This window comes from Lonsdalea britannica (assembly GCF_003515985.1).
GTDB classification, from domain to species: Bacteria; Pseudomonadota; Gammaproteobacteria; order Enterobacterales; family Enterobacteriaceae; genus Lonsdalea; species Lonsdalea britannica.
In genome coordinates this window covers 656,217-676,827 of sequence record NZ_CP023009.1, presented here as the reverse complement: position 1 = coordinate 676,827, position 20,611 = coordinate 656,217, and the positions used below count along the sequence as shown (strand labels likewise).

The following is a 20,611-nucleotide window of genomic DNA, read 5'->3' as shown; positions in this document are numbered from 1 at the left end:
AAGGACGTAGTGCTATGGAACAGACGAAATCAGCGACGCTGCTCTCCAGCGAAGAGGCCGCGAGTCAGAATTTTTCTACGGACAATAAAATCTCTGGGGGCTGCGTCAAATGCGGCTGCGAAGTCCTCATTTATTACCACTATGACACGGGTAAACCGGTACCGAATGCGCCCTTTGTATTGACGGACAGCAATCAGCACGTCATTGAGGGGAAAACGGACCAGAATGGCCTGTGCCTGATCTATGACATGGGCTGCGGGACATTTGATCTTTTGCTGGATGAAGGCTCGGACACGTTCGAACCGAAAGAAACCGTCAAAAATAACCCAGTCATGCAGTCCAACCCGGCGTATGCAGCGATAGCGGGCGAATACTTCGCGTTATTTCTTCTCTTGCACAAGCAGGGGCTGGTTGAATATGACGCCAGCAGCAGTAGCGACAGATACGTGGATGTGGACGGTGCGGGTTTATTTACCTCTATACCTCCCGAGTACCGCAAAGCCTACGATCGCTTTTGGGAGCTGGATGAGAAAATCAATGCGGGCAGTCTGGAACTCCGCCGGGCGGTAAATAAAATCCAGCATAGTCTGGCAGCAGAGGTCGCGGATAAGGGTGAAGGCGGTAATGCTGCCATCATGCTGTTTTGCCAGATTATTTTAGGCTGCATCCCCGTTGTCGGGCAGGCGATGGATGCCTACTCTATCGGAGAGTGGTGCTGGGATACGTACGAAGAGCCCGTGTTGCTGGAAGACAAATTGCACGTGGCTGAAGGCGTGCTCAATGTGATCGGCCTGGTGCCGGGACTGGGCGACGCCATGAAGGTCAGTGGCAAGGCCATTCTGAAAGCGTTGAAAAAAGTGGCTCCCGAAGAAATTCAGTTCGCCATGAAGATCATTCGAAAATTGTCGGATGGCAACCTGGTGAAAGGCATCAGTAAAATGCGTGCTGAGTTGAGCGTGTATGGTCAAAAGGCATTAAAACTGTTGGAGGATATGAAGGCGGCGTTGCAGAAGGCGTTGAAGTCGTCTGCGGACGATGGCTGGATTGTCGCCCTGATGAAAGACCGTTTTCATAAGATGGTCGATTTCCTCGATAAGTTATACAAAACGTTCAGCGATACGGTTGCTTACATTGAACGTAAATTTGACGAGTTCATTCCCCATGTCGTCACCCGCAAAGCGGGAAGCGCACGTTCTAAGGGCTCCGTTGCTGAAGCTGCGGAGGCTCCTAAAACGGCGCCGCATGCTGAAAGCCGGGCCGGAGAGCCCGCTCGGGCAGAAAGCGCGCCGAATAAACCCGCGAGCGAAAATGCCGCAGGTGATTCGACAGTCCCATCATCGAAAAAGCCGACATCCAAGAAATCTGAAGGCGCTGGCGAAGATGCTTCTTCGGGAGCCAAGTCTGAGCCTGCTCCCGCAGAGAAAAAGGCGAATGCCACTCCTGAAGGTAGTGAGTCCATCAATGCGGGCAGTAGTAAAGAACCTAAGCCCGATAAAACATCTCAAAAGAAAAAAGCGGACGAGGCAGAAGGGAAATGTGACGCCAATAGTAATAAGTGCCACAAAGAGGGGGAACCGGTCGATATGGCGACCGGTTTCGTGGTGGATTGGCGCACGGATTTTGAGGTTTCCGGCCTACTGCCTCTGACCATGAAACGCTACTACCGTTCTGGCGGCGAGCGTAAGCCGGGTTTACTCGGAGCGTTGTGGCGCAGCAACTGGGATATGTGTCTGGAGCTGGAGCAAGGCGTGGTTACGCTCACGGACGGTGAGTTCAACCAGTCCACTTTTGTCTTACCGGATGAGGGTGAATTCCTTCGTTCTCAGGCCAATCCAGAATGGCGGCTTTCGCGCCAGCAAGGGCAATTGGTTCTGATTCATTGTGATGGTCTGCGCTATCGCTTTGAACATGCTATGGGCAAGCGGCTGCTGCTGACATCGATCACCGACCGTGTCGGCCATGAGATCTCTCTGTTATGGGAGCGTGGAGTATTACGCTGGATCGAGTTGCCCGATCGTCGTTTGGTGCACGTCGAGACAGAGAAACGGCGTATCACCCAACTGACGTTGTGTGACGCACAACGTCAGCCACTACAGACGCTGGCGCGTTATACCTGGGATCAACACGGGTTCTTGCTCAGCGTGCGGGCGGGTGACGGGCGTAATTTCGACTACCGTTACTCACCCGAAGGCTGGCTACTGCGTTGGAACGATCTGGCACACACGTGGGTGGAACATACCTACGATGAGAAAGGTCGCTCAATCCAGGATCGGTCGTCGGAAGGATTCTGGCCCGGACGTTTCGAATATGACGATGAGAATCTGACCAGCCATTATCACAGCGGCTTTGGCGGCGTGGTTAGCTACACGCGAAATGAACGCAATTACATTCTCTGCAAACGGACGGCGGACGGGGGTGAAACTCACTACGAGTGGCAACAGAGTCTATTGGTTGCCGAAACAGACCCGCTGGGGAATCGCACGGAATATGAACACAACGATTGGGGGCAGATAACGGCCGTGACGCTCCCGGACGGGGCGGTTCATCGCTACGATTACGATGACGACGGCCAACTGCTGGCGTACACCAATCCGCTGGGCCATGTCTGGCAGTATCAACGCAACGCTCAGGGACAGGTCGTGGAGGTTAACGATCCAGAAGGCCGCGAGTGGCTGCAAAGCTATACAGAGCAAGGGCTACTCGCCACGGTGATTGGGCCGGACGGCGTTTTGCAGCGCTATCATTACAATCCACAGGGCTTCGTTAGCGCTATAGAAACCGACAACCTGCCCGCGGTGCGTTTTTTCTATGACGCGCAGGACCGGTTGACCGAGCGGCATATTGCCCGTGAGTCAGGGACTCAGATTCGCCGCTGGGAATATGAAGGCGCACGGCAAGCACCCGTTCGCGTCGTCTATGAGGACGGTAGCGCTACCCACTTTGGTTATGATGTGGAAGGCAATCTGACGTCTGTGTTGGACGCATTGGGGCAGCAGCACCAGTTCCGGTACGGCGCGTTCGACAATCTGTTGGAGTCGACCGACCCACTCGGCGCAACGGTCCGTTATCACTACAACACGGAAGCCGAATTCGCCGGTGTGACCAACAGTCACGGCGACGCCTGGACTTACTCTTTTGACGAGTGCGGACGGCTTTCCGAAGAGCGGCATTATGACGGACGCGTGTATCGCTATGCCTACGACGTGGCGGGGCGATTAACGTGTCGAACCGCCCCCGACGGCAGCCAGCAAGGCTACACGCACGACGCGTTGGGACGGGTAACGGAAGTCCAGTGCCTCACCGCTGAAGGGGCGACGGAAAGCGTCACCACGCTGGACTACGACATCGCGGGACGCCTGTTGCGCGCCAGCAACGCCGATGCCTGCGTGGAGTACGCTTATAACCGCTCCGGTCAGGTCATCTCCGAGCGGGTCAACGGGCAGGAAATACTCAGCGATTATGATGCGAGCGGTTACCGCGCGCAGGTCAATGGGTTGTTGGCGCCGCTGCAACAGCAGTGGCAATCAGGGCGGTTATCGGCGCTGGGCGTAGGTTCGCATCAGGCGTTGTCGTTCAGCCATACGGACGCGGGTCAGGAAAGCCTGCGCAGCAACGGCGCGGGCTTCGCACTGTCGCAGAGCTGGAGCGAGACCGGGCTGCTGGAGCGTCAGACGCTGGTCAACGGCGGCGGCAGCGAGCCGCACCATCTGGAGCGCCGCTATCGTTACGACGTGCTGGACCGTCTGGTGGGAATAAAAGACGCTCACTGGGGCGAGCAGGATTTCCGCCTGAACGGCAACGGGCAGGTGACGGCGGAGCGTCGCAATGGGCGCTGGCGTCAGGCGAAACTGTTCGGTTACGACAGCGAACAGAACCTGTGTGAAGTCTCGGAGATTATCGCCGCCTCGGGCGTGCCGCTGTCGGTATCTCAGGCGGTGTCGGAGGGCCAGCGTCGCTACGACGGCGCAGGGCGTATCGTCGAGCGCGGCGACGTGCGCTATGAGTACGATGCCTGCGGCCGGTTAAGTCGCAAGCGAGAGGTACGCGCGGGATTCAGACCGAAAGAAACGCGCTACGAGTGGGATACGCAGGACCGGTTGCGGCGGGTGAGCCTGCCGGACGGGGCGCGGTGGCGCTATGGCTACGATGCGTTCGGACGCCGGGTCAGCAAGGTGCGCGAAGGTCAGGTGGCCTCGTTGCAGTCGGTGTCGAAGGTCCAGTACCAGTGGGACGGCGACCAGTTGGTGGGACAGGTGCAATACTACGCCGATGGCACCCCGGCGCGGGAAGTGCAATGGGTGTATGAGCCGGGCAGCTTCCGGCCGCTGGCGCAGGTGGAGCGCAAGGGAGAAGAGACCCGACTGCACTATGTGGTGACGGACGTGGCGGGCACGGCGCGGGAGCTGTGCAGCGAGACGGGGGAAGTCCACTGGCGCGGTGAGCAGGGGCTGTGGAACGGACACCGTGAAGACCGGCTACCGGTGGGGCTGAAGCGCTATCTGGGCGACGCGGCAAACGAAGAAGTGTACTGCGAGCTGCGTTACCAGGGGCAAATCTACGACGCGGAAACGGGACTTTACTACAACCGGCATCGTTACTATGATGCGGACAGCGGGCAGTACATCTCGCCGGACCCGATAGGGCTGGCGGGTGGATTGAGGCCGCAGGGGTATGTGCATAACCCGTTGGAGTGGGTTGATCCGTTTGGGTTGGATAAAAAAGCTGGAAAAGAAGTTCCAGAGCGTGGTTATCATAATGAAACCTATGCACCGAAACCGGTTAAACCCGAAGATGCTGTTGATAAATGGGATGAGTTTTTAGGCCCCGGGCCACATACAAATACACATCCTCGTACTGGTGAAATAGATTCGGATAGAATAGTTTCGGCGGATGGGAAACGGAGTATAAGATATGGAAATCATGAGATGGGAAGTAAACCCACGAAGCATCATTATCATGAAGAGACATGGACTCATGATACTGAGAATAATGTTATGAATGTTGATAATCTTGTAGTTCGGGTGCCGTTTAAGAAATAAACTCTATGAAAATTAAATTGATAAAAGAACTCATTGATAAGGTTTTTTTTTCCTCTTCATTGGGTAGCGGCGTTGCTAAATGGAATGGGGATAAGTTTTGTATATCAGAGTGTTATGATGTTGAAATAGATTTCGATGCTGAGTATGTATGGGGTAAAGATATTTACCCCTCTGATTTTTCGTGCCATAAGATTATCTTTGAAAATGGGATGAATAAGATTTTCTCTAGAGTTATTGCCATTGAAGAAGATGTAATTACTATACAGCTAGATAATAATGTCGTATTTATTGAAGTGTTGGGTGTCGAAGGAATTAGTGTTGGGTGCTTCGTAATGTTTTATTCGTCCCCGGATAAAACAGTGTTGACACCATTTAATCTGTAATGTTTTTTGAAAAAAATCGGTAGTGGTTATGTGATCTTTCCGGTTTTTTGTTTTATGGTCTGGTCAACTGCTATAAATTGATCTGCATCTCAATAATAATTCTCCCTCTTTCCACTGTGATTGTAACTGATATCCATTTGATAAATCAGTACTTTTATAGCCGGCGGACTTTAAGGTTGATGGCGGAGGGCTGATTGGGCTTGCCGTTATGCGGGGCGTATCCCTCGGTGTAGTGACGCCCTGTTTTCAGTCTCTTCTCTTTTTACTGAGCGTGTTAACGGGCAGGAAATATTCAGCGACTACGATGCGAGCGGGTACCGCGCACAGGAGGTCGGGCTGTGGGCGGACGCTGGCGTCAGGCGAAACTGTTCGGTTATGACAGCGAACAGAACCTGTGTGAAGTCTCGGAAATTATCGCCGCCTCGGGCGTACCGCTGTCGGTATCTGAGGCGTATCGGCAGGTCAGGGTCGCTAAGATGGTGCCGATCGTATCGTCGAGCGCGGCGATGTGCGCTATGAGTATGACGTCTGCGGCAGGTTAAGTCAGAAGATGAAAGACGGCGTTCCGCAGGGAAAGAAATTCTGTGTTAAGGGGTTACTCAATTTGTGAATGGGGGGCAAATGGTTATGATAATCGGCGAAAAAGGTATAACAGCGTTGCCCGACTTCTTAAATTAGATGAGGATTGACCTAATGTTAAAGCGTGTTGTCGTATTATTATTCATTCTATTGTTGCCAGGGTATACGTTTGGGGAACAGGGTTTTGTTCAGGGACCATTCCAAATATCCCAAGATTATAATATTTATATCAAAAAAGAATATAGTGTAGATTACCCACTCGGTCTATATCTTGATAATAATGGGGTAAGCAACAAAATTGATCGATATGAAACCGAAGGTGATACACCTAATATTGAAACTGTCTTTTTTGTAACATTAAAAGGAATAAAAAATGTTATTGTGTTAGTTTCGTGGCATCAAATTCATCGCGCGGAGAGTATTAATGGAACGCAATATAAGGTATATGGGTATACATTTAACAATGGAAGGTTAGTTCCCAATGAAGAGATTAGCAAAGATTCAATGTTGATGGGAGATGATGGCGAGTTTAATGGTGATACGTTTAATTTCAAATATAAAAACGCCGCATCAATAAAAAGGTATTTGCTACACAAATATCAGTGAATGACCTATTACATCACGTTGTGCATTTAACCTCTATCTTCCCGTGGCCGGAGAAGACGACTCCGCATCGTTCCGCAAACTGCATCTGTCTTCTACCGGCCTCACAATTTTTATTTTCATCACCACCTCTTGGTACAACGCATTTTCCCTTTTAGATAGGGCTAACTATCTCATCTAAACGATTCATTCTTCCTATCTGCTCTCCTGCCTTTTCTTCTCATTCCTTTTTCGTACCTTATCCCTCTGCGGTCACCGCTGATACTTATCGATGAAGCGAAAACCTTCTCCACATTCGAGACACTATTTGCTCAATCACTGCGCTGAATTGCCCCCTTGTTGTCTATCTATTGTACAATTTGGCTGGTCTGTCCTGCTATTTCTTCAACCTGGACTATGTTTGTCGCGAGAAAGGAAGAAAACCGCGGCGTAGATGACGAGAGATCCACGGTGGATGAACCAAGGCGGCAAGCGCGTTGCCGACAGGCGCGCAGTGCTGAGTTTTTTGTTTGCTTATCAATACAGGAAAGATGGACGCGGTGAAGTGTTAGCGATGATATTGGATGAAATCGCTAAAGGAGCATGTCGGCGCACAGAGTTTTCATTGATCTCAAGCTTTTTTTCTATGGAAAGGCACTAGTCTAAAAGGAGTTAACCTTGTTTCTGCGACAACTTCATTATCTGGTGGCATTGGCTGAACATCGGCACTTTGCACAGGCCGCGGAGAGCTGCTGGGTCTCGCAACCCTCTCTGTCCGTTGCCCTTCAGCAAATGGAACGCGAGTTGGGCATTACCATTATTCGGCGCGAACGGCGTTTTCAGGGTTTTACGCCGGAAGGGGAGCGCGTGCTGGACTGGGCGAGAAAAACGCTGTCCTCCCTGGACGGTTTGAAGCAGGAGGCCGCTCTGGCGCAAGCCGTGGCCGGGGGGAATTTGGTTATCGGCGCCGTACCCTCCGCGATGAGGGCGGTTTCTACGCTGATTAAGGAGTATCGCCGCGTCATTCCCCGGCTGAATTTGAAAGTCTTTTCCCTGAGTACGCGCGATATTCTGAATCGGTTGAAAAATCAGGATCTGCATTTGGGTATCGCGTATTCCGATGTCAGCGCCGGAGAGATTTACGAGTCTTTGTCTCTTTACGCAGAGCGGTTTTTTCTACTGTCCAACAACGAAGTCGTTCCACCGGCTGGAGAGGCTTTCAGTTGGCGCGATGTGGGTGAGTTGCCGCTATGTTTGTTTAATCACGAGATGCAAAACCGGCGGGTCATCGAAGAGGCTTTTCGCGAGGCAGGGGTGACGCCTCAAGTGATTATCGAAACCAACGCGCTGAGCGTGTTATATGAAATGGTGAGTAGTGGACAAGCCTGCAGCATTGCTCCCATCAGCGCGATCCCTGAATATCTGATCGCCAACGGTATTGTCGCGCATCCCATCGAATCACCTCCGTTACCGGAAATGAGCCTGCTACGACTACGTAAGGACAACCCGCCTGCGCTGCTAGATGCGGTGTGGGGGATGACCACGCAGTTCGATCTACAGAGCAAAATCGACCAATCCATCTATCGAGCCAGTAAATAGAGCTGAGCTATTTAGAGATATTTTCAAACAATTGGACGCGTGATTATTAAGCGCCCAGACTGGGCCGAGTCACAAAAATTATAGCCTAAAATCAAGGCTATATAATTAACTTGCTTAGGTTTATGGAGATAACTATGTCCAAGATTTTGTGCGTATTGTATCCCGATCCTGTAACCGGTTTTCCCCCCGTCTATGCCCGCGACGATATCCCAGAAATTCTGACCTACCCGAATGGCCAGACTGCGCCCACGCCGTCAGGTGAACTAGGTTTTACCCCCGGAGAGCTGGTAGGCAGCGTCTCGGGTGAACTCGGGTTGCGTCGCTATCTGGAAAGTCAGGGGCATGAGCTGATTGTGACCAGCGATAAGGAAGGCGCTGACTCCGTGTTTGATCGTCATTTACCGGATGCCGATGTCGTCATTTCCCAACCGTTCTGGCCCGCTTACCTGACGGCTGAACGTATTGCCAAAGCGAAAAAACTGAAACTGGCGTTGACGGCGGGTATCGGCTCCGACCATGTCGATCTCAAAGCCGCCGCCGAACGCGGCATCACCGTGGCAGAAGTGACCTTCTCCAACTCCATCAGCGTGGCGGAGCACGTGGTGATGACGGTGCTGGCCCTGGTTCGCAACTACCTGCCTTCGCACCAAATCGCCAACAACGGCGGTTGGAATATCGCGGACTGCGTGGCGCGCAGCTATGATGTCGAGGGAATGCAGTTCGGGACGCTGGGCGCCGGGCGTATCGGTCTGGCGGCGCTGCGCCGTCTGAAACCTTTCGATATGAAGCTGCACTACTACGATCCTCATCGTCTGTCGCAAGAGGTCGAACATGAGCTTGGCTTAACCTACCACGAAACCCCGGAATCGCTGGTTAAAGTCTGTGATGTGGTTAACCTGCAAACCCCGCTGTATCCCTCGACGCAGGGATTCGTCAACGAAGCCTTCCTGTCTCAGTTCAAACGCGGGGCCTATTTGATCAACACCGCTCGTGGTGCGCTCTGCGATCGCGATGCGATTGCGCGCGCGTTGGAGTCGGGCCAGCTGGCAGGCTACGGCGGCGACGTCTGGTTCCCGCAACCTGCGCCGGTCGACCACCCATGGCGCCGCATGCCGCATCAAGGAATGACGCCGCATATTTCCGGAACCTCGCTGTCCGCGCAGGCGCGCTATGCGGCAGGGACGCTGGAAATTCTGCAAAACTTCCTCGAAGGGAAGCCGATCCGTCAGGAGTATCTGATTGTCGACGGCGGCAATCTGGCCGGCACTGGCGCCAACTCTTACAAGTTGGCCTGACGAAAAAGGTCGGTCACGGCGGCGGTCAGCGGCCGTCGCACGCCAAGGTGAGGGCCGGTATGCTCCTCTGTCGTCAGGACTGAGCATCCAATCCATATCGGCCCGCCCGGCAAATTGTGTCGTGCGTTCGTAATACAAAGAGTCCGATTCGTCGTGAGATCGTCAAAGAGAAAGGCCGCTTGATGCGGCCTTTTTGTCACAATCTTATCGGTTAACTATTTTGGCGGGCAGGGCAATCACCAGCAGAGAACTTGCCAGCAGGCAAGCGGCGAAAAACCACAGCGCACCCGCGCTGCTTCCGGTCAGATCCAGAGCAAATCCCATCAGCGAGTTACTCACCAAACCGGCAATGTTCGCCAGAGAGCAGGCGAGGGCGAACCCCGTAGCCGCGGCGGTGCCAGTGAGGAAGGTGGCGGGCAGGCTGAAAAAGACCGGCACCGCACCGATAATGGTGGCCTGTGCGATGGCAAAAAGTAGGACCGTGGCAATGACGTTGTCGGCGAAGAACGTACTGGACGCCATGGCGATGGCGCCGATGACAAAAGGGACGATGATGTGCCAGCGGCGTTCACGTCGGCGATCTGAACTCGCGCCAATCACCAGCATTCCCAACAGCGCAGCCAGACTGGGGAGCGCGGTCAACAGTCCGATATGGAAGGGATCGGCGACGCCCGCTTGCCTGATGAGCGTCGGCATCCAGAATCCCAGGGCGTAGGCGCTTAGCAAAATCGAAAAATCGATGCCGCCCAGCATCCATACCTTCAGATTGAAAAAGCCTTCCCGGAAACGGTGATGAGAATGGCCACTCTCGGCCTCGTCTTGTTTAAGCGCGAGCGCAATCTGCGTTTTCTCTTGCTCATTGAGCCAGTTGGCCTGCCGATAGCTGCTGGGTAGCACCCGCAGCGTCAGGATGCCCAGCAGAATAGTGGGCAGCCCTTCCAGCAAGAACAGCCATTGCCACCCACGCAGACCGTGGAGCTGATCGAAATGGATCATGATCCAGCCGGACAGCGGTCCGCCGACGATGCTCGACAGGGGCAGCCCGATCATAAACAAGGCAATGACCCGGCCGCGGCGCTGGGAAGGAAACCACTGGGTCAGATAATAAAGCACGCCCGGCAGGAAGCCGGCCTCGGCGGCACCGAGGAGAAAACGCAGGATGTAGAACTGCTCCGGCGTAGTCACCAGCAGTGTGCAGGTCGATAACAGGCCCCACGAGATCATGATGCGGGCGATCCAGATCCTGGCGCCGATCTTCTCCAGCATCAGGTTGCTGGGAACCTCAAACAGGATATAGCCGACGAAAAACAGTCCGGCACCGAGCCCGAAGGCAGTTTCGCTGAAGTGTAAATCTTCCACCATTTGCAGCTTGGCGAAGCCGACGTTAATACGGTCCAGATAGGCGGTCAAATAGCAGAAACAAAGAAAAGGGATGAGTTTCCAAATGATTTTTCGATAAAGCGCAGGTTCATCTTCTTTTACCGGGGTCGTCCCGGCAGCAGACGCGTGAGTCATGTCAGATATTCCTCATCCATCCCATTGATGACTGTCGGCTATAGGCTTTGTTCCGCAGCGTGTCGCGTGACGGTAAGAAAAGCGGTAGGCGGAAGCGTAAACTAAAACGTAAACAAAGCCTCAGTGTGATGCGCCACGGTCGCTTGGCATTCGATAGCGCGGTGGAAAGTCAGTCTACTGAGATGCCCAAAGTCTGGCTAGCGCAATTGAGTAAAAAAGCGGCGATAGGCAGAGAGCAATCGATTCTCTGATTCTAATGTCCTTCATTATGCAAAACCCGGCTCGGTGGGGGCTCCCGATCATGAGATGCTGAGTGGGCGTTGAGGTATGGGAAGGAAAGCCCAAAGGCAAGAGGATGCCGTCACGATCGTCTTTCGTCACGCGTGGGGTGATCCCTCGTCTCCGCTGGGAATAGCCGCCAAAAGGGGCAACTTGATGCTCTAATGAGCAGATAAACCGATTCTCGTCTGTTCTGTTAAAAAAGGGCTTGCCATCATCCGCAAAGAGCGACATAATGCGCCCACTTCTTCGGAAGACATAGATAAAACGCTGATTAATCAACGGATTGAGAGTTTTATTTATCGAATGACTTCACATTTTACCCCCAGTGAAAGTCAGTTGCGACGCGGGAATAGCTCAGTTGGTAGAGCACGACCTTGCCAAGGTCGGGGTCGCGAGTTCGAGTCTCGTTTCCCGCTCCAATTTCTTTAATCTATAGGCAGCTATCCAGCTCTGTAGATGTCTCATACAACAAGCAGCACTGCTCTGTTGATATTCAAAAAACCACACCAAATATTCTCAACAATTCCACCGTCGTGTTTCAACATGCGTAAGACTCCAGTGTTATAAACGATCCGAATGATTGGCTAAGCCTCCTCGATTGATAACGCCCATCCTGTTTTTTCCGCAAACACCTCCAGATATACGCTTACACCGCTGCCCGTAACGTACAAACGCCGCACCAGCGCGGGATGCGCCAGTGCGGAGAGGCTAGCCTAGTTGGGACAGAACCCTATCGAATGAGTGCGTTAGGCTTCAAAAGTCGAGAGGTCTTCACAGACCTGACCCAGCGCGTTGATGAACCGTTCGGCCTGATCCAGCGACAAAATCAGCGGAGGCTGAATGCGCATGACCCGGTTGTTGTTGGCCGTCACGAAGGTCAGGATATGATGTTCCTGTGAGAGTTTGGTCATGATGCGCAGCACGAACATATCCGCCATCGTGGATTCCATCTCCTCCATCGCCGCTTCCAGATGTTCGCGGGCTTTCATGGGCATCATCCGGTAGGTGGCTGCGGCTTTGGCCGGGAGTCGGCTGGTCATTTCCCGAACGAACGCCTCAATCCCGCCTGAAACATCATTCTGGAATTCAACGGCCAGCATCATGCCTCGTCCGCGGACTTCTTTGATGAAGTAGTGCTTGCGAGCCAGATCATCCAGCCCCTGCCGCAAATAAGCGCCGACCTGACGGGCATTGCCGGGGAGGTCCTCTTGTTCAATGACATCCAGCGAAGCCAGTGCCGCCGCCGCCGCGAAATTGCCGCCGCCGAATGTCGAAGTGTGCAGCGCAAAGCGATCGATATTGCCGTAGGCTCGCTGCCAGACCGCTTTCGATGATAACGTCGCGCCGATAGGCACGATTCCTCCGGAAAGCGATTTGGACAGCACCATGATATCCGGCGATACCTCCTCCCACTGACAGGCGAACATCTTGCCGGTTCGGCCAAGGCCGGTCTGAATTTCATCGAGAATCCACAAGCATTCATGCTCTGAACACAGCGCCCTTACGGCGGAAAGATAGCCTTCCGGCGGCATAATGACGCCGCCTTCGCCCTGAATCGGCTCCATGATGAAGCCCATCACATCGCCTTTTTGCAATCGGGCTTGCAGCGCGTCGATATCGCCGAACGGAATTTCCTCGCAGCGGGACAACAGCGGTTTGAATACCGTACGATGTTTCTCACGGCCGGTAACCGACAGCGCCCCCAGCGTCTTGCCGTGATAACCGTTGGCGCAATACAGCAGCGTGGGCTTATCGCTGGCGGCCATCGCCAGCTTTAACGCCGCCTCGACGGCTTCGGTTCCCGAGTTGCTGAGGAACACGCGCTCCAGTTCTCCCGGCGTGATTTGAGACAGCCTTTTAGCCAGGAGGCTGGCATGCAACGGCGCGGACAAATATTGCACGAAGGTGGGGTGTTGCTGCGTAAGGTACTCCTGGAGTTTGGCGGTCACGCCTGGATGGTTGTGTCCGGTATTCAGGCAACCGTATCCCGCCAGAAAGTCCAGATAGCGGCGGCCGTCCAAGTCGGTGAGCCAGCATCCTTCGCCGTGATTGAACACCCGTTCGACGTGATTAAACTCATAGAACTCTCGCAACACCGGATTGATGTGTTCACCGAAGCAACGCAGGACTTCTGCGCGAAGGTGTTGAGCGTCCTCTTCTCCGCTGCCGACGGCGGCAAGCGGCTGACCTCCGTGGAATCGCCGTAATGTATGGAAGGTCGCTTCACTGACCGTTTCGCCCAGGCTGGTCAGCGGACGGGGAAAGAAGCCATGCCGCTCCGCAATACGGCCGATCTCCAGAACCCGTTCGACGGGCAATTCACGGCCGAGCGAAAAGGGCTCCGCGCGTTTTTCCAGAGAAAGAAGGATGGTTTCGGCGAGGCAGCCGTTGAGGTTGCGTTTCGGGTCGAGCCCTAACGCCATCGCGCCAAAACTGACGGCGTCGCTCGCGGAGACCAGACCGCCGTCAATCACCAAAATATCGTCCCGTTTCTCCCAGCCGGGCTGCGTATCTTTAGGCAGCGCAGCATCGATAATCACGCTGCCCGGCATCAGTCGCTGCGGATCAATCACATTTCCGCTGGAGGTCGCGGCTACGAACAGTTTGATTTTGTCGTAACAGGCTTCCACGCTGGGGTACAGCGTGACTTGCCGGTGAAACGACGCCGGTAAGTAATCTAGCAGAACGGCCGGCTGCTGCCTTTCGTCCCGATGTACCAGATGTAATCGGCATCCCTTTGGCGCCAGCAGTCGGGCGACGGCCAAACCGATCGAACCGGGATAGCCCAAAATGGCGACTTCCGCCTGCTCAGGAGAAATATTGAGGGCGGACAGCACCTCTAGCAGATTCATATAGGTCGCGTAGGCCGTGAGTGAGTTACCGGTTGTCACCGGAACCTGCGTGCGTTCCAACGTCTGTTGGCCGCGGTTGCCGACGATGGAGGTAAAGCCCCCTAGACCGACCAGTTCAGCCCCTTCGTTTTTAAGCGCGTTGACGCCTTCCACCACCCGCTCGGCGATGCGCCTCGGCTGACTCAGCATCTGTTCGGCTGTTAACGGCATGAACTGCAAGATACCTTCGCACTGCGCACCGCAGGCGCTGACGATGCGGGTGAATTCGACGAAAGGAACCAGATTGCGCTGACGCCAAAGCGCCGGGTCGTAGCCGTTAGCCTGCTCTTCCAGCATACGGCCCGTCATATCGAGCATTTTGACCTGATGCAGCAGTTCTTTAGACGTAGGGTGAGCGATAAAACCGAATTTCATTGTATTTCTCCATTGGCGATAGGTCGACGGCTCCAAAAGTCTTCTGAGGTCAGGCTCAGGCCATCCCCTTCGGAGTTGTGTCCAAGCCAGACATCAAAGACGTTGATGCGACCCGGCGCGGTTAACGCTTCACGCAACGTGGTGGGGCAAAATTGGCGCAGTGTTCGGCGGTGAACGTTGACGCCATGAATCGTGCTGTCATCGGGGATGTCTTTTGTCTCGGCCATAGGAATATCGACCTGCTGATACCGGCTCGGCATATAGCGCTTGTCCAGATAGCTTTGGATCATGGAAAGCCCGCCATTGGTCAGATAGAAAATGGTGACGTTGCCGCCGCGCTTGAGCAGCCCTTTCGCCGACGACATGATCAACCGCTGTTCGATGTCCGGGACCAGCGCGCGCGCGCCATCGCCGATAAAGGCCAACAGGTTGTGTTCGTTGTTCAGCGCGATATAGGGCAGGGACATCAGGCCATCCCCCATCAGGGCGCGACCATACCAACCGGAGAAACCGTGGTCGGTGCGCACTACATTGCGGATCGCCGACAGGCTGCAACGGCCCACATCGTATACGCCGGTATAGCGATACCCTTGCTGTTGGATCAGGTCGGTCAGCAGCAGACTCAGCTGAGTAAAGAAGTAATTTGGCGTCATCGGCATCGTTTCGATGCTCTCGCTGGGCAGGGCGGCCGGTAGGCTCCGCAAACGCTCCAGCAAGGCGAGACGAGTGGTCAGCACCTCGGGATCGACCTCCAGACGGGGTTCTAAATAGTCCAGAAAATCCGTCAACCCCATATCGAGGGCCAGATGGGTGAACGGAGACAGATGCGACGCATCACGGGTCACCTGCACAACGTTGAAATTGCGTTTGAGCTTGATGGCGGAATAGGGCGTGGCCGATTGCTCAATCCTGCTGTTAAGGAAAAAGAGCCAGGGCTTGCCTTCTCCCTGCTGAGGCGGCGTTTCCAGAAACTCGTAGGTTGCACGGTTAAAGCCGTACATGGATAGCGTTCCCAGGTAGTTCTGTACGGGTTCGCCTTTCCGGTAAGCCGGTACGCTACCGGGATGAATAATGCTGTCGACCAACCCGATGCCGGCTTTCGCTGTTAAACGCAGTACGCGTGTTCGTTCTTCTTCGGTGATCAGGTCGCAGTGCCACAGTATCCGGGCGCGATCGTGATTGATCGCCGCGATCGCCTGATTCAGGCGCTCGCGCTGATCGGCGGAAAGCGTTGTCCCGATACGCGCAGGTGGCGGCGGGATCTCGGGTTCATCCAACTGCGACTCCAGCAGGGTTTGCGTCGCCAGGACAAAGGTGGGCGCCGGTTGACGATCAAGAGACTGGAAGGCGCCCTGAATGCCGGTGACTAAATTCTCAGGGGTGCTGATGAAACAGTGCCATAGGCCCCGGGCGGCGATCACCGCATGGCCGTCATTAGCGGCGTCCAGCGTTCCCTGAAACGGATACCAGACGGTGGGCAGGGATTCCGCGCAAACAATCATGCCCGGCGCGCCCGCGTGTTTGAGGTTTGCCAGAGTGCCGCGCATTTCGTCTATCATGCCGGAGGTCATCGCTATCACATAAGCGCGGCCATACAGCTGCCAGCCTGCCAGCGCGCTAACGGCAAGAGAATGTTCATTGTTGCCGGTGAGACAACGTGGGTCTGAACCGTCCATCAACGCCTTCATTGAGTTGATGAACCGGCCGACCATCGATCCCGTGAAATAGTGGAAATCCCACCGATCGCCCCAACGCGCGGTCATGTGGCGATGTATCGTTTTCGCCAGCGTCCCGGGCTCGTTCCCATTTTGGTAGGTGCGCATAAGAATCCGGCTGAAATAGGCGTGTTCCAGATGGTCCAGAATCAATCGCAAAATATCGGCGCGACGATGCCAGGGATGGGAATGCAGGACGCGCACCTGCTTGCGGCTTCCCGATCGGTTCATCCACTTCCCCAGCGCATCTTCGCGGCATAACAGCATCGTTGAATAGGGAGAAAAAAGCGCGTCGGGCTGGCTGTTGATGAACGGCAGAAAGGGATCTTCCTCTTCAGGCTCTTTGTCTCTGGCGTCTAACAAAACACATTCGATCGGGCTCTGCGGTTGCGGGTTCGCGGCCTGCGATTCAAGGGCCGTGGCGACGGTGTTGAAACAGGTGAGTGTCAGACTGATATTCTTAGCCTGATGCTGTGAAAAATAGTGACGAGCCTGTTCGAGCATCTGGTGATAAAACATATCATCGCCAGCAGGGGGCGATTGACAAGGTGACGTGCCGTTATGCTCATTCAATAATGAGTTGATATTATCTAGGACCAGGTTTACATCCAGAATAAGTTTTTCATCCTGGCTGATGAGGCAAACAAGAATGTTTCGAGTGTTTGGCTGTGTCAGCATTGGTTCCCCTCATGGATAATTTATAAAACATAAATCTGACTTGGATAAACAGCCTGCTTTACGGCACAGCCCTCTCGCGAAGGGCATATCCATATACGGCCATAAGTGCAAAGAACCGCCTTCCTGTAATTCGAATGAATCAGGAAAGATAAAAACGTCTGTGAAGGTCGTTAATTAACGGCTTGTCCGTATGATCAATAATGATTTTTAGGCGTAATTCTGCGGTTGATTCAATCTTATAAACGGCGCTCCTGTGGCTATCAATATTATTGATGATGATATTGCTGGGTGTGCTATTTAAGCACCCGGTTCCGTCCGGTGGGCGCCAATGTTAACCGATATATTTTAAATATAAACATCTGATTATGAATATTTCATGACTCACGTACTGGTATTCATTTGGTCTGTATTTTTTATAAATTAATTAACGGAGTCGGCTGGCGACTGGTGGAGGGGATTAATGACATAATGAGATGAATATAAAATAGGCGTAAAGCCCTTATCGATTGAGCTATATTTTTATTTTATACGTAGAAGGTTATTTAAAAGTTCTTAAAAAGTTCCCTACACGGTAAATAATGATGCATTTTAGTCATTGCAATATCGATTATCATCGACCAGCATTTGCTGGATTGCTAGTGTTGATAAAAACAAATCCAATAAATCTCTGTTTTATGACGGAGTCAAACAGCAAGGTTATGTATTAAATATTAACGTCATCATCTCTTCTCAATAAACCTGGTTTTTTATTCCTATATTGAAAGCATTGAGTTTTTTTGCCTGAGAGGCAGGCTTAGGTATTTCTAGTACCTTTCTTTAGTCCAAGATGAATCAAGATATTGAGCGTCAGTCAGCATGCGGGTGAATACGGTAAGCATACCGCGTGCGAGAGGCTTACCCGATCCCGTTCATCTTTCCTAAAGTGTTGATTAATCCGTCAATCCGGTTTACCCGCCACATGATGATACTTAAGATATATTTGACTATGTCACGACGGAAACCCTAAAAACATCGGGATTACGGGCGTAATCATAGGTATGACTGGTCGTTAACACTCAAAGTGATAAGCCTTTTTATGTCAATGATGATGGGGTTATCGCCGAGAGGTCGCGGCCAGGACACATTCATATAAGGTAAGGATGCTTTAACTATGCAACCCAAATTATGGGCAACCGCGCTGATGTGCGGCGCGCTTTTGGCGGGTTTCACCGCGGACTCTCAAGCCAAATGTATTTCCGACCACACCACGGAAAGTGACTCAACGTTTCCCTCCACGCTGAAAGGCAAGCTCGCCTACCACACCTACGTCAGCTACGAAGATGGCACCAGCCAGATCTTTATTTATGATTTTGCGGCTAAAAAAGTGACGCAGGTGTCTTCATCATCGTGGGGGATTCAGGACCCTATGAACGCGGTATTCAGTCCCGACGGTCAATGGCTGGCCTTTATGGGTATCAAGGACGATGCCTGGAATATCTTTATGTGGCGAGTGGACTCGGCCGACCTGCCGGTTAACCTGACCAACAGCACGGGAGATACCCGCAACGAGGATCCCAAGTTTAGCGCCGATGGCAGCGCGCTGTTTTTCAAGCAGGACGGCGATGTGATGAAGGCGACGTTGAGTTTCGACAACGGGGCGCCAGTGTTCGGCTCGCAGACCAATCTGACCAACTCCTCATCAACCATCGAAAGCTCGATGCCGTATCCGTCTGCGGATGGCAAGCAGGTGTATTACGCGGCAGGAGAGGAGTCGGGCGTCACAGGCGTATACAGACTGACGCTCGCTACCGGCAAAAAGGTGGTCTTCGACAAGCCGAATGGTCTGGAAGCCTACTACCCGACGGTTCGTCAGGATGGACGAGTTTTTTACTCTCGCTGGAAGGATTCGAGCGGAACCGACCAGCTGTACACCAAGGTGAATCCCAGCGACAAGGCTGAACAACTGTCGATTAACGATTGCGACAGTAATAACTCTGATGCCTTCCCTGTGAATGGCACAGACTATGTCTTCTTTTCGTCTACCTCTGAAGGTCAATACCAGCTGTATCTCGGCGAGGTCAGCACGGGTAAACGCTGGAGCCTCTCCTCGTTCCACGTCAATGACGACACAGATAAAGAGACGCTTGGGGCTAACTACTTCAGCAGATAAACGTCATTTTGCATGACGACGGACGTCAATCAGGCGTCCGTTCTGGAGAAGAAAGGAGGGCGGCTTCTGACGTGTTTTTTCCCTTTCCTAATAAAAAAAGTAAGCACTTGCAAACGTTGAGGGCCTTTTGCCATAGGCACAGTGACGCTTGCCATCATCGAGATGCATGCCTTACTGATGGTATTCTTCGCTAGCGGCGCCCTTCCATTACCATCCGTATGGCCAGCCCGGCCAAAACGGTTCCCATCAGCCAACGTTGGATCACGCTCCACAAAGGACGTCTCGTCAGGAAGACGGCGATAGAGCCGGCCATGACGGCAATCAGTGCGTTAATGCTGACGCTAATGGCGATTTGCACCATGCCGAGCATCAAAGACTGCGTCAGTACATGGCCCTGCTCCGGGGTGATGAATTGAGGGAGTAGCGAGAGATACATCACCGCGATTTTGGGGTTGAGCAAGTTGGTGACGAAGCCCATGAAAAACAGTCTGGACGGCGTGTCCGGACGCAGTTCCCGTACTTCAAACGGCGAACGCCCACCGGGTCTGACGGCCTGCCAGGCGAGATACAGCAGATAAAGCGCCCCGCCAAAGCGTAAAACGTCGTAGGCATAAGGGATCGCCATGACCAGCGCGGTAATCCCCGCCGCCGCACATAGCATGTAAAACACAAATCCCAGCGCAACGCCGCCCAGCGAAATCAGCCCTGCTTTGGGTCCCTGACACAACGAGCGGGAAACCAGATAAATCATGTTTGGGCCGGGCGTTAGTACCAGCCCCAGCGAGATCAAAGCAAAAGTGATGAGATTCGAGAATTCAGGCATAGGCCCCTCTATATGAAGGCGATGGCACGAACGGCCGCAGGAGAGAGCCTCTGCGGGTCGGCTGCTTTTGGGTATCCCATTCTGCCCGTCAAACCGAAAAAAATTTCCATCTTTTTTATTTATTGTCTGATTATTGAACTAACCTAATTGAGTCGTTTTTGACGGGCATGGACAGAGTCGCCTGCCGACAGGGAACGGCGATAGACGGAATATCGCGGTCTTACTGCGCGTCGAGGAGTGAAGAGTCAAAACGCTTGCCAATTCGGATTCACTGAGCCATAATGCCGTCCCCTAAGCATGCTGTATTTTAAAATCCTTATAAATCAGTGTGTTACAAAACCCGGGGCATAAATTGATTCCCTATTGCTAATAGCGCTATCGGTTTTATCTCTCCAAGAGCATTCCTGCTTTCCGCAAAAGTAAATCTCATAAGTTTTTAAACAGACTTATCCACAGATTTCTTGACGACGGTGTTTGATGACACACCGAGGGTCCAGGGAACGGTGTTTTTTATCTCCATGAATTCAAAAGATAAATTTTAGATAAAAAACGCCACTTTGATCACTTGTACTTTTTGTCACGCTTGATTGGCAAAGAGTTTTTAAATTTATCCACAGGCGAGACCGGTGCAAAATCGGTGTATTTTCACCCTCATCGTCATCCCCTCCTGATTGACCCTTCACCGCGCGTTTCTCTCGCTTATCTG

The 20,611-nt window shown here is 53.1% G+C and carries 11 protein-coding genes and 1 tRNA gene; 8 read left to right on the top strand and 4 right to left on the bottom strand.

Features of this window, described 5'->3' with window-relative positions; genetic code table 11:
• Nucleotides 1-14 precede the first annotated feature (14 nt).
• The 6 genes from CKQ53_RS03150 (at nucleotide 15) to CKQ53_RS03115 (ending at nucleotide 9,477) form a co-directional block, all read left to right on the top strand.
• A complete protein-coding gene (locus tag CKQ53_RS03150) occupies nucleotides 15-5,039 on the top strand; it encodes an RHS repeat-associated core domain-containing protein (RefSeq protein WP_094118049.1) in 5,025 nt (1,674 codons plus the stop codon).
• A gap of 5 nt (nucleotides 5,040-5,044) precedes the next feature.
• Nucleotides 5,045-5,422 carry a hypothetical protein gene (locus tag CKQ53_RS03145; RefSeq protein ID WP_094102297.1) on the top strand — a complete coding sequence of 126 codons (378 nt, stop codon included), beginning with the start codon at nucleotides 5,045-5,047 and terminating at the stop codon, nucleotides 5,420-5,422.
• 338 nt (nucleotides 5,423-5,760) lie between these two features.
• Nucleotides 5,761-5,964: a hypothetical protein gene (locus CKQ53_RS03135; RefSeq protein WP_094102298.1), complete on the top strand. Its 204-nt coding sequence runs from the start codon at nucleotides 5,761-5,763 to the stop codon at nucleotides 5,962-5,964.
• Nucleotides 5,965-6,115: 151 nt separating this feature from the next.
• The gene (locus CKQ53_RS03130; protein ID WP_094118050.1) at nucleotides 6,116-6,607 is read left to right on the top strand and encodes a hypothetical protein; all 492 of its coding nucleotides are present in this window, start codon (nucleotides 6,116-6,118) and stop codon (nucleotides 6,605-6,607) included.
• 654 nt (nucleotides 6,608-7,261) lie between these two features.
• Nucleotides 7,262-8,182 carry a LysR family transcriptional regulator gene (locus tag CKQ53_RS03120; RefSeq protein ID WP_094118052.1) on the top strand — a complete coding sequence of 307 codons (921 nt, stop codon included), beginning with the start codon at nucleotides 7,262-7,264 and terminating at the stop codon, nucleotides 8,180-8,182.
• Nucleotides 8,183-8,316: 134 nt separating this feature from the next.
• Nucleotides 8,317-9,477 carry an NAD-dependent formate dehydrogenase gene (locus tag CKQ53_RS03115; RefSeq protein WP_094118053.1) on the top strand — a complete coding sequence of 387 codons (1,161 nt, stop codon included), beginning with the start codon at nucleotides 8,317-8,319 and terminating at the stop codon, nucleotides 9,475-9,477.
• Between the two features lie 204 nt (nucleotides 9,478-9,681).
• On the opposite strand, the gene CKQ53_RS03110 is transcribed toward CKQ53_RS03115, so the two are convergent.
• The gene (locus CKQ53_RS03110) at nucleotides 9,682-10,992 is read right to left on the bottom strand and encodes an MFS transporter (RefSeq protein WP_094118054.1); all 1,311 of its coding nucleotides are present in this window, start codon (nucleotides 10,990-10,992) and stop codon (nucleotides 9,682-9,684) included.
• A gap of 625 nt (nucleotides 10,993-11,617) precedes the next feature.
• Between CKQ53_RS03110 and CKQ53_RS03105 the strand changes: the two genes are divergently transcribed.
• A tRNA-Gly gene (locus CKQ53_RS03105) sits at nucleotides 11,618-11,693 on the top strand.
• 327 nt (nucleotides 11,694-12,020) lie between these two features.
• Here CKQ53_RS03105 and pigE read toward each other — a convergent pair.
• Together pigE and CKQ53_RS03095 are read right to left on the bottom strand one after the other, a co-directional pair.
• Nucleotides 12,021-14,540 carry a prodigiosin MAP biosynthesis aminotransferase PigE gene (gene pigE / locus CKQ53_RS03100; protein WP_118894645.1) on the bottom strand — a complete coding sequence of 840 codons (2,520 nt, stop codon included), beginning with the start codon at nucleotides 14,538-14,540 and terminating at the stop codon, nucleotides 12,021-12,023.
• Nucleotides 14,537-16,774 carry a hypothetical protein gene (locus tag CKQ53_RS03095; protein WP_208640024.1) on the bottom strand — a complete coding sequence of 746 codons (2,238 nt, stop codon included), beginning with the start codon at nucleotides 16,772-16,774 and terminating at the stop codon, nucleotides 14,537-14,539. The genes pigE and CKQ53_RS03095 overlap by 4 nt, the downstream gene beginning before the upstream one ends.
• A gap of 1,309 nt (nucleotides 16,775-18,083) precedes the next feature.
• Between CKQ53_RS03095 and CKQ53_RS03090 the strand changes: the two genes are divergently transcribed.
• Nucleotides 18,084-19,082: a TolB-like translocation protein gene (locus CKQ53_RS03090; protein ID WP_094118056.1), complete on the top strand. Its 999-nt coding sequence runs from the start codon at nucleotides 18,084-18,086 to the stop codon at nucleotides 19,080-19,082.
• Between the two features lie 190 nt (nucleotides 19,083-19,272).
• Here the strand turns inward: CKQ53_RS03090 and CKQ53_RS03085 are convergent, their stop codons facing one another.
• Nucleotides 19,273-19,905, bottom strand: coding sequence for a LysE family translocator (locus tag CKQ53_RS03085; RefSeq protein WP_094118057.1), 633 nt, complete (start codon nucleotides 19,903-19,905; stop codon nucleotides 19,273-19,275).
• Nucleotides 19,906-20,611 lie beyond the last annotated feature (706 nt).